At 72.1% G+C, this 13,363-nt stretch carries 12 protein-coding genes; 6 read left to right on the forward strand and 6 right to left on the reverse strand.

Going from position 1 to position 13,363, the window contains the following annotated elements:
* The first annotated feature begins 140 nt into the window (after positions 1-140).
* Together HD593_RS29080 and HD593_RS29085 are read left to right on the forward strand one after the other, a co-directional pair.
* Positions 141-1,373 carry an MFS transporter gene (locus HD593_RS29080; protein WP_185105205.1) on the forward strand — a complete coding sequence of 411 codons (1,233 nt, stop codon included), beginning with the start codon at positions 141-143 and terminating at the stop codon, positions 1,371-1,373.
* 160 nt (positions 1,374-1,533) lie between these two features.
* Positions 1,534-2,043 carry a P-loop nucleotide/nucleoside kinase family protein gene (locus HD593_RS29085; RefSeq protein WP_185105206.1) on the forward strand — a complete coding sequence of 170 codons (510 nt, stop codon included), beginning with the start codon at positions 1,534-1,536 and terminating at the stop codon, positions 2,041-2,043.
* 61 nt (positions 2,044-2,104) lie between these two features.
* On the opposite strand, the gene HD593_RS29090 is transcribed toward HD593_RS29085, so the two are convergent.
* The 4 genes from HD593_RS29090 to dnaE form a co-directional block, all read right to left on the reverse strand.
* Positions 2,105-2,515 carry a tautomerase family protein gene (locus HD593_RS29090; RefSeq protein ID WP_185105207.1) on the reverse strand — a complete coding sequence of 137 codons (411 nt, stop codon included), beginning with the start codon at positions 2,513-2,515 and terminating at the stop codon, positions 2,105-2,107.
* Between the two features lies 1 nt (position 2,516).
* On the reverse strand, positions 2,517-3,089 hold the full coding sequence (locus HD593_RS29095; RefSeq protein WP_185105208.1) for a TetR/AcrR family transcriptional regulator: 573 nt from the start codon (positions 3,087-3,089) through the stop codon (positions 2,517-2,519).
* A 33-nt stretch (positions 3,090-3,122) separates the two neighbouring features.
* Entirely contained in the window at positions 3,123-3,428 is a 306-nt protein-coding gene (locus tag HD593_RS29100; RefSeq protein WP_185105209.1) for a DUF6300 family protein, read from the reverse strand.
* 61 nt (positions 3,429-3,489) lie between these two features.
* Positions 3,490-7,032 carry a DNA polymerase III subunit alpha gene (dnaE, locus tag HD593_RS29105; protein ID WP_185105210.1) on the reverse strand — a complete coding sequence of 1,181 codons (3,543 nt, stop codon included), beginning with the start codon at positions 7,030-7,032 and terminating at the stop codon, positions 3,490-3,492.
* Positions 7,033-7,143: 111 nt separating this feature from the next.
* On the opposite strand from dnaE, the gene HD593_RS29110 reads away from it, so the two are divergent.
* Together HD593_RS29110 and HD593_RS29115 are read left to right on the forward strand one after the other, a co-directional pair.
* The gene (locus tag HD593_RS29110; RefSeq protein ID WP_221525033.1) at positions 7,144-8,085 is read left to right on the forward strand and encodes a LysR family transcriptional regulator; all 942 of its coding nucleotides are present in this window, start codon (positions 7,144-7,146) and stop codon (positions 8,083-8,085) included.
* Between the two features lie 85 nt (positions 8,086-8,170).
* The gene (locus HD593_RS29115) at positions 8,171-8,986 is read left to right on the forward strand and encodes an SAM-dependent methyltransferase (RefSeq protein ID WP_312903784.1); all 816 of its coding nucleotides are present in this window, start codon (positions 8,171-8,173) and stop codon (positions 8,984-8,986) included.
* A 38-nt stretch (positions 8,987-9,024) separates the two neighbouring features.
* Here HD593_RS29115 and HD593_RS29120 read toward each other — a convergent pair whose 3' ends face one another.
* Positions 9,025-9,525 carry a hypothetical protein gene (locus HD593_RS29120; protein ID WP_185105212.1) on the reverse strand — a complete coding sequence of 167 codons (501 nt, stop codon included), beginning with the start codon at positions 9,523-9,525 and terminating at the stop codon, positions 9,025-9,027.
* A gap of 169 nt (positions 9,526-9,694) precedes the next feature.
* Between HD593_RS29120 and HD593_RS29125 the strand changes: the two genes are divergently transcribed.
* The gene (locus HD593_RS29125; protein ID WP_185105213.1) at positions 9,695-10,729 is read left to right on the forward strand and encodes a methyltransferase; all 1,035 of its coding nucleotides are present in this window, start codon (positions 9,695-9,697) and stop codon (positions 10,727-10,729) included.
* A gap of 1 nt (position 10,730) precedes the next feature.
* Here HD593_RS29125 and HD593_RS29130 read toward each other — a convergent pair whose 3' ends face one another.
* A complete protein-coding gene (locus tag HD593_RS29130; protein WP_185105214.1) occupies positions 10,731-11,879 on the reverse strand; it encodes a hypothetical protein in 1,149 nt (382 codons plus the stop codon).
* A gap of 233 nt (positions 11,880-12,112) precedes the next feature.
* Between HD593_RS29130 and HD593_RS29135 the strand changes: the two genes are divergently transcribed.
* Positions 12,113-13,345 carry a serine hydrolase domain-containing protein gene (locus HD593_RS29135; RefSeq protein ID WP_246546774.1) on the forward strand — a complete coding sequence of 411 codons (1,233 nt, stop codon included), beginning with the start codon at positions 12,113-12,115 and terminating at the stop codon, positions 13,343-13,345.
* The last annotated feature ends 18 nt before the right edge of the window (positions 13,346-13,363 follow it).

Consider the following 13,363-nt stretch of genomic DNA (forward strand, 5'->3'; position numbering starts at 1 on the left):
CGGAGAGCTGCCCGGTTTCCCTCGCGGACGCCGGGAGCTCGGCGGACAACCGCTGGTTGTCCGTGCGTGCGCGCCCGTTGTTTGAGCGGGCGGCCCTCTCCCGTGTTGGATCGGCACCCGGTCCGGTCGGAGGGAGAGGGATGGCGGGCGACGATGGTCTGGGGCGTGACTTCGGCCGGTTGTGGGGGGCCTACGCCACCAGTTCCCTGGGCACGTGGCTGGCGCTGGACTCGCTGCCGCTGATCGCCGTCCTCGCGCTGGACGCGAGTGCCGCGCAGCTCTCCTGGATGGCGGCGGCCTCTGGGGCGGCCGGCGCGTTGCTGGCGGTGCCGCTCGGCCCGTGGGTCGAGTTCCAGCGCAAGCGGCCGCTGATGATCCGGGCCGATCTGGTGCGGTTCCTCGTGCTCATGAGCGTGCCGGCCGCCCACGTGCTGGGTCTGCTGAGCTACGTGCAACTCCTGGCGGTGGCCATGGTGGTCGCGGTGTCGGACATCGTCTTCGTCGGGGCGAGCGGCGCGCATCTGAAGTCCCTCGTCCCCGACGGGCACCTGACGCGGGCCAACAGCCGGTTCGAGACCGTCACCTGGGTGTCCACGGCCATCGGCCCGCCGGCGGGTGGCGCGCTCATCGGCGTGCTCGGGCCGGTCGTCACGGTCGTCCTGAACGCCGTCAGCTATGCGCTGTCCGCGCTGGGCATCCGCGCGATCGCCACGCCCGAGCCCGCTCCGCCCGCCCGACCCGCCCGGCCTGCCCGGCCTGCCCGGCCTGCCGGGGCAGCCGGCGGCTCCCGCCTGGCGGAGGTGGCCGCGGGCTGGCGCGCGATCGCCGCCGACCGGGACCTGCGGCTGCTGTTCGCCAACAGCGTGCTGGTGAACGCGCTCATCATGGCCACCGCTCCCCTGCTGCTCCACCTGATGCTGAACGACCTGGGTTTCACCCCGCTGGAGTACGGGCTCGGCTTCGGCGTCCCCTGCCTCGGGGGCATCGTGGGGGCGCGGCTGTCCCGGCCGCTGGTGCGGCGCTTCGGGGAGCGGCGGATCCTGCTCGGCTTCGGCGCCGCCCGTGCTGTCTGGCTGGTCGGGTTGGTCTTCGTCGGGCCTGGTACAGGTGGGCTGCTCGTCGTCATGGCGGTCGAGATGGCCATGATCACGTGTGTCGGGGTGTTCAACCCGGTGCTGGTGACGTACCGGCTGCGCAGGCCGCCGAAGGAGGCGCTGGCCCGCGTCCTCACGGCCTGGACGATCTCCAGCCGCGCGGCCATCGCCGCCGCCACCGCCCTGTGGGGCGTGCTGGCCGGCGTCGTCGGCGGACGGGCGGCGATCGCCGTCGCGGGCGTCCTGCTCATCGGCACCACCGCCCTCCTGCCCCGCTGACGGGCCAGGCGCCCGAGGGCAGGGCGTGCAGGGCGCGGAGCGTGCAGGGCGCGGAGCGTGCAGGATGCCGGGCCTGCTGGACGCCAGGCCTGCCGGACACCAGGCGGCGGAGGGCGGGCGGCGGAGGGCAGGGCGGGGCGGGGCGGCTAGCATCGGGCGGATGGATGATCGTCCGTGTGGCCCTCTGTTCCTGCTCGCCGGCGCGCCAGGTTCGGGCAAGACCACCCTGCTCCCGCACCTCCTCCGCGCGGCGGACGGGCTGGTCGTGATGGACATGGACGAGTTGCTGGAGGACGGCACGCTGCTCGGGGTGCCGATCGCGGAGCCGGAGGCCGCGCCCGTGTGGCCCGCCTATGACCGGTTGTGGGGGCGGGTCGTGTCCATGGTGCGCCGCGCGGGGCACCCGGTGCTGCTGATGTGCCCGATTCCCGACGCCGCCGAGCTCGCTCCGGGAGCGCGCTGGGAGCGGCAGGTGCGGTGGGCGCTGCTGGACTGCCCCGACGACGAGCGGGTGCGCAGGTTGCGCGAGCGCGGCGCGCCTCAGGAGTGGATCGACGATGCGGTGGCGGACGCGGTGCTGGGACGTGCGCTCATCCCCACCGTGTTCCAGGCGACCGGTGGAGTTCACGACGGGCTGGCGGCGCGGGTGCTGTCGTGGGCGCGCCGCTGAGGGCGCGCACCGGCCGTTCGCCTGGTGAGCGCGCCGGGCCCGCCGGAACACCCACCGGTCCTCAGCCGGCAGGCCCGTCCGTGCCCTGGGTGACGGCGTACTGGGCGATACCCTCCCCGAACGACCAGTCGATCGACTCGTTCTCGGTCAGGTAGACGAGCACGTTGCGCGGGTCGGTGCCCGCGTAGGAGCGGGCGAGCTCGGCGATCCGCCGGTACAGGGCCTGCTTCTGCGCGGGGGTACGGCCGGAGCGCAGGGTGATCGAGACGTACACGAGGTCGTCGTCGCGGCGGATGCCGGGGAAGTCGCCGTACCGCAGCGTGCCGCGCGCGCCGTCGTGCGCGGTGAGGACCTGGAACAGGTCGCCGGGCGGGATGCCGATCGTCTCGACCAGGGCATCGTGTACGGCGCGGCCGAGCGCGTCGAGCCGGGCGGCGTCGGCCCGGAGCGCGTCGATGCGGACGAAGGGCATGTCAGTGGTTCTCCTTCGGCTGGAGCAGGACGAGGGCGAGTGCGCCCTCGACGGCCTGGGCGTACACGTCCGGGGAGCCGGCGGCGCGGGCCAGCACGTAGCCGCCCTGGACGGCCGCGACGAGCGCGGCGGCCGTGGCGGCGGGGTCGAGGGCGGGGTGCAGCTCGCCGTCCGCGCGGCCCTGCGCGATCAGGCCGGCCAGGGTGCCGGTGAGCCAGGCGAACGTCTCCTCGATGGGCCTGCGCAGCTCGGGATCGGCCATGACGTCCGGGTCCTGGGTGAGCCGGCCGACCGGGCAGCCCTTGAGCGCGTCGCGTTCGCGCCGCAGGTAGGCGGCGACGCGTTCGGCCACGGTGCCGGGGCCTTCGAACGCGGTGCGGGCCCGCTCCCGCAGCTCGCCGGCGCTGCGGGTGATCGCGGCGAGGGCGAGGTCGGGTTTGCCGTGGAAGTGGTGGTACATGCTGCCCTGGCCGGCGCCGGAGCGCTGCTGGATCGCCTTGGGGCTGGTGCCCACGTAGCCGCGCTCCCACAGCAGCTCGCGGGTGCTCTCGATGAGTCGTTCCCTCGTGTCCACGAACAGACATACTAGTAGGTACAGAACTGCTGCTCACAGCTCGCCCCTGCGCCAGGCCTCCGCCTCGGCGCGGAGCGCGTCCTCGTCCGGCGCCCGGGGCCGGACGCGGTCGAGCCACTGGCGCAGGAGCCGGGCCAGGAGCGCCGCGTGTTCGGGGCGGGCCGTCCCGTGGACGGCGAAGTACGTGGCGAGCGGGTCGCCGGCGTCGCAGCGGGCGCACAGCAGCACCTCGCCGTGCCCGCGCACCGGGCGGCCCGAGGCGTTCGTCCAGGTGTGCGGCAGGCGCAGGACGGCCAGCACCTCACCGGTGCAGCGAGGGCACGCGGGATCGCCACTCATGCGCCGCCGATCCCCGAGCCACCGGAACCGCCGCCGCGCTCCGAGCCGTCGGGATCGCCGCTCATGCGCCGCCGATCGCGCCGGCTCCGAGAAGCGCCTTGAGGTCGCCGTAGAGGGCGGGGCCCGGGGTGACCTGGAACGGGACCAGGTCGAGCAGGAGGTTGCCGGCATGCCGGCGGTGCAGGTGCACGTGGACGGGCGCGCGGCCGGGATGGGCGGTGAGGATGTGCTTGAACTCCTGCACGACCCGCGCCGTCAGATGGCCCTCCTGGATCGAGATCACCACGGGCTGCTCGGCTCCGGCCGCCGAGACGTCGAGGACGGCGACCTCCTCGCCGTACACGCTGACCGTCTCGTCGCGCACGTTGATCCGGCCGCGCAGCGAGATGACCCGGTCCTCGGCCAGCGTCTCCCCGTACAGCGTGTACGTCTTGGGGAAGATCAGGCACTCCACGGAGGCGTCGTGGTCCTCCAGGGTGACGATCGCCCACGGGCTGCCCTGCTTGGTGACCTTGCGCTGCAGGCCGGAGACGATGCCGCTGATCCGGACGGTCCCGTCCTGGCGTCCCGAGGCGAGCAGTTCGGCGATGGTGGTGTCGCGGCCGGCGTCCAGGACGCGTTCGGCGCCGTCGAGGGGATGGCTGGAGACGTACAGGCCGAGCATCTCGCGTTCGAAGGCCAGCAGGGTGGCCCGGTCCCACTCGCCGCCGGGGACGGCGATGGAGAAGGCGCCGCTCTGGCCGGCCTCGCCGAACAGGGTGTCCTGGCCGTGGGCCTCGTTGCGCTTGACGTCGATGATCGCGTCGACGGCCTGCTCGTGCACCGCCACCAGGCCCTTGCGCACGTGCCCCAGCGAGTCGAACGCGCCCGCCTTGGCCAGCGACTCGATGACGCGCTTGTTGCAGACGACGGACGGCACCTTGGCGAGGAAGTCGTCGAAGCCGGCGTAGGGGCCCTTGGCCTCGCGGGTGGTGACGATGGCGTCCACGACGTTGGCGCCGACGTTGCGTACGGCGCCGAGGCCGAAGCGGATGTCGGAGCCGACGGCGGTGAAGTCGAGCTTGCTGGCGTTGACGTCCGGCGGCAGCACCTTGATGCCGAGGCGGCGGCAGTCGGACAGGTAGACGGCCATCTTGTCCTTGTCGTCGCCGACGGAGGTGAGCAGCGCGGCCAGGTACTCGCAGGGGTGGTTGGCCTTGAGGTAGGCCGTCCAGTAGGAGACCAGGCCGTAGCCGGCGGTGTGGGACTTGTTGAAGCCGTAGCCGCTGAAGGGCACGAGCACGTCCCAGACGGCCTTGATCGCCTCGTCGGAGAAGCCGCGGCCGCGCATGCCCGCCGAGAACCTGTCCCACTCGGCGTCCAGCACCTCCTTCTTCTTCTTGCCCATGGCGCGGCGCAGCAGGTCGGCGGCGCCGAGCGAGTAGCCGGCGAGCTGCTGGGCGATGGCCATGACCTGCTCCTGGAAGACGACCAGGTGGTAGGTGTCGCCGAGGATGGGTTCGAGGGCCTCCTCCAGTTCGGGGTGGATCGGCTCGACCTGCTGCTTGCCGGTCTTGCGCAGCGCGTAGTTGGTGTGGGCGTTCATCTCCATCGGTCCCGGCCGGTAGAGCGCGTTCACGGCCGCGATGTCGGTGAACGTGGTCGGCTGCATGAGCCGCAGCAGGACCCGCATGCCGCCGCTGTCGAGCTGGAAGACCCCCAGGGTGTCGCCGCGGGCCAGCAGCTCGTACGTGGTGGCGTCGTCGGTCGGGACCTCGAAGATGTCGATCTCGACGCCCTTGTTGGCGCGGACGTTCGCGATGGCGTCGCCGATGACGGTCAGGTTGCGCAGCCCGAGGAAGTCCATCTTCAGCAGGCCCATGTCCTCGGCCTGCGTGAACGGGAACCCGGTGATGACAGGCCCGCCGGCCTTGGGTTTGACCAGCGGGATCACGTCGATGAGCGGTTCGCTGGACAGGATGACGCCGGCGGCGTGCACGCCGGTGCCGCGCGTGAGGCCCTCGATGCCGGTCGCGGTGTCGATCACGCGTTTGACGTCGGGGTCCTGCTCGTACATGGCGCGCAGCTCGGCGGCCTCGCCGTGGCGGGGGTGGTTCCTGTCGTGGATGGCGGCCAGGGGGATCTCCTTGCCGCCGACCGCGGCGGGGAAGGCCTTGGTGATGCGGTCGCCGACGGCGTACGGCAGGCCCAGCACGCGGCAGGAGTCCTTGACGGCGGCCTTGGCCTTGATGGTGCTGAAGGTGACGATCTGGCAGACGCGGTCGTCGCCGTACTTGCGGGTGACGTAGTCGATCATCTCGTCCCGGCGCCGGTCGTCGAAGTCGAGGTCGACGTCCGGCATGGTGATGCGTTCGGGGTTGAGGAAACGTTCGAAGATGAGCTTGTGCTCGATGGGGTCGAGCTGGGTGATGCCCGTGCAGTACGCGACCATCGACCCGGTGGCCGAGCCGCGCCCCGGGCCCAGGCCGATGCCGTGCTCGCGGGCGTACCGGCAGATGTCGGCCACCACGAGGAAGTAGCCGGGGAAGCCCATCGCGTCGATGACGGACAGCTCGTAGTCGATGCGGTCGAGCACGCCGGCCGGCGGGTCGCCGCCGTAGCGGCGGCGGGCGCCGGCGAGGGTTTCCCTGCGCAGCCAGGACGACTCGGTCTCGCCTTCCGGCACGGGGAAGCGCGGCGTGAGGTCGCGGTGGGCGAAGACGTCGCCGTAGTCGCCGACCCGCTCGGCGATCAGCAGCGTGTTGTCGCACGCGCCTGGCACCTCGGCGTCCCACAGCTCGCGCATCCGCGCGGCGGGCTTGACGAAGTAGCCGCTGCCGCTGAAGCGGAAGCGGTCGGCGTCCGCGAGCCGCTTGCCGGTGCCGACGCACAGCAGCGCGTCGTGCGCCCGCGCCTGGTTCTCGGTGACGTAGTGGGAGTCGTTGGTGGCCAGAGGCGGCAGCGCGAGCTGCCTGCCCAGGCGCAGCAGGTCGTCGCGGACGCGGCGCTCGATGGGCAGGCCGTGGTCCATCAGCTCCAGGTAGTAGTTGCCGGCGCCGAAGAGGTCGCGGTAGCGGGCGGCGGCCTCGACGGCCTGCTCGTACTGGCCGAGGCGGAGCCGGGTCTGGACCTCGCCGGAGGGGCAGCCGGTCGTGGCGATGAGCCCCGCGCCGTGCTCGGCGAGCAGCTCGTCGTCCATGCGCGGATATTTCTGGACGTGTCCTTCGAGCCAGGCGCGGGACTGGAGGCGGAACAGGTTCCGCAGGCCCTGCGCGCCTTCCGCCCACATCGTCAGGTGCGTGTAGAGGCCGCGGCCGGAGACGTCGCCGCCCTCGCCGGTGTCGTCGTTCGAGCGGCGCAGGGCGAGGTTGTCGCTGTAGTAGACGGGCCCGCGGTGGTGCCGGGAGGCGGGCGCCAGGTACGCCTCGATGCCGATGATCGGCTTGACGCCGGCCTTGCGCGCGGCCTGGTAGAACTCGTACGCCCCGTGCACGTTGCCGTGGTCGCTCATCGCCACGGCGGGCATGCCCTGCCGGGACACCTCCTCCATCAGCAGGCCGACCTTCGCGGCGCCGTCGAGCATGCTGTACTCGGTGTGCACGTGCAGATGGACGAAGGATCCCACCGGCTGATCACTCCTGCTGGTTGTAGGCTCTGGAACGGCCCGCGCAATTCGACCCGAGAGCAGGTGGGGTTGTCCAACAATCGACACGCCGATCCGGCACAACCACCGGTTGTGGAGGAAGGTGAGGCGGATCTGGATCTCGGCACGGTCCGCGCGTTCGTCGCCGTCACCGAGGAGCGGTACTTCAGCGAGGCCGCGACCCGGCTGCGGATCAGCCAGCAGGCCGTCTCGAAGCGGATCGCGAAGCTGGAGTCGGACCTGGGCCTGAGGCTGTTCTCCCGGACCCGCAACGGGGCCGAGCTGACCGAGGACGGGCGGGCGTTCCTGCCCCATGCCCGCGCCCTGATCGGGATCGCCGACCAGACGCGGGAGGTGCTGCGCGGGCGGCGGCGCGCGCTGCGGGTGGACGTTCTGGACACGCGGCTGCCCGCCACCGACCTCCTGCGGACCTTCCACCGCACGGGCGGCGAGGCGGGGGTGGAGATCGTCACCTCCAACGGGCTCAGATCCGCCCGCGTCGCGCTCGAACGCGGTTCCGTGGACGCCGCCTTCTGCCGCGCGACCGGGCCGCTGGAGGACCTCGGCAGCGTGCCCGCCGTACTGGAGCCGATCCACCTGCTGGTCAGCCGCGGCCATCCGCTCGCCGGGCGGACCTCGGTGCGGACGGCGGAGCTGGCGGGCTCGGTGGTGTGGATGCCCGGCAACGTGCCCGGCAGCGAGTGGGAGGAGTTCTACCGGCTGCTCGGCGCGGCGTTCGGTTTCGGGATCGACGCCTCGGGGCCCGACTTCGGGTGGGAGCACTTCGTGGCGGACGTCGGCGCCGGCCGGGGTGTGAGCCTGGTCGGCGGGCTGATCCGCCTGCCCTGGCATCCGGACACCGTGCAGGTCCCGCTCGTGGAGCCCGCGCCGGTCTATCCGGCCTCGCTGCTGTTCCACCGGCGCAACCACCATCCGGTGCTGGAGTCGCTCGTACGCTTCGTGACGGGCAACCGGCCGGCGTTCGATCCCGCGCGCCAGTGGCTGCCCGAGCCCGACCGGGCCGCGTTCAGCTGAACTTGGGGTTTCTCGCAGATCCGGAAGATCACGGAACGCCGGATTTACCCGTATGATCCCGTCCAGGCGAGGAAGGCAGGCGGTCGTGGACGAGAACGTTCCCCAGGGCATCGACCCGACGGTGCCCAGCGTCGCGCGGATGTACGACTACTACCTGGGCGGCAAGGACAACTTCGCGGCCGACCGGGCGGCGGCCGAGCAGATCATCCAGCTCGCCCGCGCATCCGGCACCGACGTGCGCGAGGTCGCCCTGGCCAACCGCGGATTCCTCATCCGCGCCGTACGGCACCTGGCCGAGGCGGGGGTACGGCAGTTCCTCGACATCGGCGCCGGGCTGCCCACGCAGGACAACGTGCACCAGGTGGTGCAGCGGATCACGCCGGGCTCGAGGGTCGTCTACGTCGACAACGATCCGATCGTGCTGACCCACGCCCAGGCCCTGCTCGCCGACAACCCCGACACCTTCGCCGTCCAGGGGGACCTGCACCGGCCCGCGGACATCCTCAAGTCCGCCGCCGCCCACCTCGACTTCGGGCGGCCCGTGGCGATCGTCGTGGCCGCCGTCCTGCACTTCTTCCACGACGACGGCGAGGTCGCCGCGATCGCCGCCACCCTGCGGGACGCGCTGGTGCCGGGCGGGTACCTGGTGCTGTCGCACGGCTACGTCGAGCCGGGCGAGGGCGACCCGGCCAGGCTGGACGAGGCGCGCGGCGTGTACCGTCGCTCGGCCTCGGGCGCGGTGGCCTGGCGCGACCGCGAGACCGTACGCGGCTACTTCGACGGGCTGGAGCTGCTGGAGCCGGGGATCGTGCCGGCCCAGGAGTGGCGCAACGACGATCCGTACGTGCCGCCGGGCCTGGCCAAGGGCGGCGTCCTGGCCGGCGTCGGCCGCCGCGCCTGACCCTCCGGGCCGACACCGACCGGAGGATTCCGTCTTGTTCAGCAAAGGTGTTTCGCCTGCGCTTTGAATTCTTCCTCTGTCAGCAGCACATCCTTGGCCCCACCCGTATGATTTTGGATCAATATCTGTCCAGGTGACATCTTTTTCGTGGAATCGGTGGTGAATTCGGCTCCGAGGAATTTCACATGGGTCTCGGAGGAATAGGCGTGTACCTTGTACACCTGCCCGTGGTCAAAACTCAGGCTTCCTTCCTGGAGGGACCATTCGGAGGGTTTCTCCTCCAGGTTCATGGACGCGATGCCGCCGGTCAGTGACGGCGCCCTGATATCGGCCTGCACCACCAGTTCGCCGGCGGCGCGACGGTAGACCACCACCCCGTCGGGCGCGCGCCCGCACCAGGCCGCCACCATGGTGACCTGTCCATCGGCATTCACCGCAAGCCCGGTCAGACCGCCTGGCACCGGATTGCCGTAACCGCAGGACACCGCCGTCAGAGCGAGCGCCAGCACGGCGATGCGGTTCAAGATCACATGCTTCACGTGGAGATCCTCGTGACGACGTCGCAGGATGTCAACATGTGTAACCGCCGTCGTCCAGGCCCTGGGCTTTCTGGGAGTTATGCAGAGGACCGTAAGGTGCCGGCGGTTGTCTCCCCTGTAGATCGCGTTTACCGTGTCACCTGGACCCCAGCCGATCGGAGGCTTCGCCATGCCGACAGAGATCAGCGGTGAGCTGCCCGCGGACGGGCGGGAAGCGACGCGGTACCTCATCGACGAGGCGCTCGGGTACGTCTACCCGGGCGCGTTGCGCGCCGCGGCCTCGCTCGGCGTGGCGGATCTGCTGGCCGGCGGGCCGCTCACCGTCGCGGAGCTGGCCGGGAGGGCCGGCGTGCACGAGGCGGGGCTGCGCCGGGTCCTGCGGGTACTGGCCACGCGCGGCGTCTTCGAGGAGCTGGCCGACGGGCGCTTCGCCCTCACGCCGGTCGGGCAGGCGCTGCGCTCCGACGCGCCCGTCTCGGCGCGGCCGGCCGTCCTCATGCTCACCGACACCACCCTGTGGCGGCCCGCCGGCGAGGTGGAGCTGTCGCTGAGGCGGGGCGGCTCGGTGTTCGAGGACCTCTTCGGCATGTCGTTCTTCGACTACGTCGCCGGGAACCCGCAGACCGCCGCCACCTTCCACACCGGCATGGCGGCCTTCTCCGACCAGGAGAACGAGCTCGTCGCCGCCGCGTACGACTTCCCCGCGTCCGGCGTCGTGGCCGACGTCGGCGGCGGGCACGGCGGGTTCCTGCTGGAGGTGCTGCGCCGGCGTCCCGGCCTGGACGGCGTGCTGATGGACGAGGAGCACGTGGTCGCCGGGCACCGGCTCGGCGCCGAGGACGTCAAGGGCCGCTGGCGGGCGGTGCCCGGCGACTTCTTCCGCGAGGTGCCCGCCGGGGCGGACGTCTACGTGATCAAGCGGGTGCTGCACGACTGGGACGACGAGAGCTGCGTGACCATCCTGCGCAACTGCCGGCGCGCGATGGTGCCCGGCGGGCGCGTCCTGGTCATCGACGCGGTCGTCCCGCCCGGCAACGAGCCCCACCAGGCCAAGGCCGTGGACATGATACTGATGACCGCGGTCCCCGGGCGGGAGCGTACGGAGGCGGAGTTCGCCGGGCTGCTCGCCGCGGCGGGGCTGCGGATGTCGCGGGTCGTGCCCACCGGGACGGTGGTCTCCATCGTGGAGGCGGTCGAGCCGTAGCTCAGACGCAGGACAGCCGGACGGGGCCTGCCACCATCGACTGGTCGCCTGTCATGTTGCCCTTGCCGGTGTCCCTGATCTCGACCATGACCAGGCCGCCGGTGACCGTGACGAGCGAGGGCGCCGCGACCCAGGTGCCCTGGCGCATGTGCTGGTCGAGGGTGAACTCGGCGACCGTGCGGGCGTCCTTGTCGAAGCCGTCGCTGACCGTGTACCAGACGCGCTGGCCGGCCAGGCCCGATCTGGGGATGTACACGCCGACCGCGCACTGGTGCTTGCCGCGCAGGCCGGTGGTGAATCGCCACTGGAACGTGTTGACGGGCTGGCCGGTGGTGGCGGGGTCGTACGTCAGGTCCGAGAACAGGAAGCCCTCCCCGCAGCCCGCGCCCGTCCAGCCGCCTGCCCTGGCGTCCTTCCAGCCGTTGCGGCCGGGGGCGCCGATGATGTTCACGCTGCGGCCGGTGTCGCGGGGGCAGCTCGGGCCGGCGACCGCCGAGAACGCGAGGCTGCTTCCGGCCTTGCGCTCCTGCTGCCTGGGCTTGGTGTCCTGGTCCGCGGACTGGCCGGGCTGGCCGGGCTGGCCGGGCTGGCCGGTGGTGGTGTTGGCCGGGGTGGGGCCGGTGGTTCCGGCCGGTGCTGCCAGTGCGGTGGTTGGGTCCGCGTCCTGGTTGAGCAGGGTGACGGCGAACAAACCGGCCTGGGCGAGCACGCCGGCGATCACCCACAGCTTGATGGAGCGACGCGACCGCCGCGCCCGCGCCGCGGAAGCGACCTGCGCTGGGGGCGCGGGAGGCGCGGGCGCCGCCGCCACGCGGGCCGGGCGGACCGGCGATGCCGCCGGCCCTGCCGGGCGAGCCGGAGACGCCGCCCGTTCCACCGGGCGAGCCGGCGGCGGGGTGGCCGGGCGGACCTGCCGGAACTGCACCGTCGCCACCGCCGCCTCGTTGGGCCGATCACGCCCGCCTGCCCGCTCCCCCCGCTCGGGCCGGACATCCCGCTCGGCCCGCTCGGCCCGGTCCCGGTCAGGCCGGTCCGCCCAGTCCCGGTCGGGCCGGTCGCCCCGGGTGGGGCGGTGGCGCGGGTCCGGCGGTGGCGCGGGCACCGGCCGTCCCTGCCTGTGCCGCCCACCCGCCGCTCTCTTGCTCGTCATCGTGGCCCCCTGGATACCGGCTGCTGCCACCCTCCCTCGGGGCGGCTCTCCGCTCCTGAATACGACCGGGCACGATGATTGGCCTGCTCACCATGATGACCAGCGTTGACCAGCCCACCGTGGACAAGCCCGGCCGGTACCTGAGAAGGACGGGGCATTCCTCCTCCAGCCGGATGGCCCACCCCGACCGCGCCGGTCGAGGATCGAGGTACTCACATCGCTGAGGAGGAGACTTGAAACGAGCCATGATCGCGTGCCTCGCCGCGTTATCGGTGGGAGCCACGACGCTGTCCGGAACCGCCGCCACGGCCCAGGACTCCGAGCTGGACCGGCAGAGGCTGCGCCAGACCTTGAACGCCGTTCACAAGGCCGGCATGTACGGCACCTACTCCCACGTGGCCGACGGCCGCGAGAGCTGGAAGGGCGCCGCCGGGTTCGCCGACGTGGACACGCGCCGCCCCGTACGCCCCGACATGGTGCACCGGGTCGGCAGCATCACCAAGACGTTCACCGCCGTGGCCGTGCTGCAGCAGGTCGGCCGGGGCACGATCGAGCTCGACGCGCCCGTCGCGCGCTACCTGCCCGGCCTGATCCCGGGCGAGCGCGGGCAGCGGATCACCGTACGCATGCTGCTCAACCACACCAGCCACATCTCCGACTACGACCACCTGATCTTCCAGACGGTCGAGGACCTGGACGCCAACCGCTTCCGCACCTGGCAGCCGCAGGAGCTGATCGACCTGGCCCTGGCGGCCTCCGCGACCGGGCAGCCCGGAGTGGCGCCCGGCGAGTACTCCAACACGAACTACGTCATCGCCGGCCTGCTGCTGGAGAAGGTGACGGGCGTCAAGGCGGAGCGGTACATCACCGACCACGTCATCAGGAAGGCCGGGCTGCGCCATACGTCGTTCCCGCGCAGCCCGCACATCCCGGGGCCGCACTCCAGGGCGTACGAGGGCCTGTCCGGGCTCATCGACCCGCCCAGGGACTACAGCGTCTACGACATGTCGCTCGCCTGGACGGCCGGCGCCGTCGTCGCCACCATGGAGGACCTGAGCCGCTTCTACCGGCAGCTGCTGCGAGGCGACCTGCTCGACGCCGGCCTGCTCGCCGAGATGCTGGAGACGGTGCCGCTCAGGGAGGGCGCGACCGTGTCGGAGTACGGGCTGGGCATCTACCCGCTGGACCTGCCGTGCGGCCGGTTCTGGGGGCACCAGGGCGGGGTCATCGGCATGACCACGATGTCGTTCTCCAGCCCGGACGGCGACCGCCGCGTCTCCATGGGCTTCAACCTCACGGGCTACGTGCGCTTCGACGAGAACGGCAACCCCGTGCCGCATCCCATCGACGCGGCGGTCTGGGACCACGTCCTGGCCGCGACCTGCGGCCCGGGCGCCGCGGCCGCGACGGACACGGCGCCGCCCGCCACGCCGTTCCCGCTGGACCGGATCCCGATCGAGCGGTGACCCGAATCGGCCACGCCC

Source organism: Nonomuraea rubra, assembly GCF_014207985.1.
Taxonomy (GTDB): Bacteria; Actinomycetota; Actinomycetes; order Streptosporangiales; family Streptosporangiaceae; genus Nonomuraea; species Nonomuraea rubra.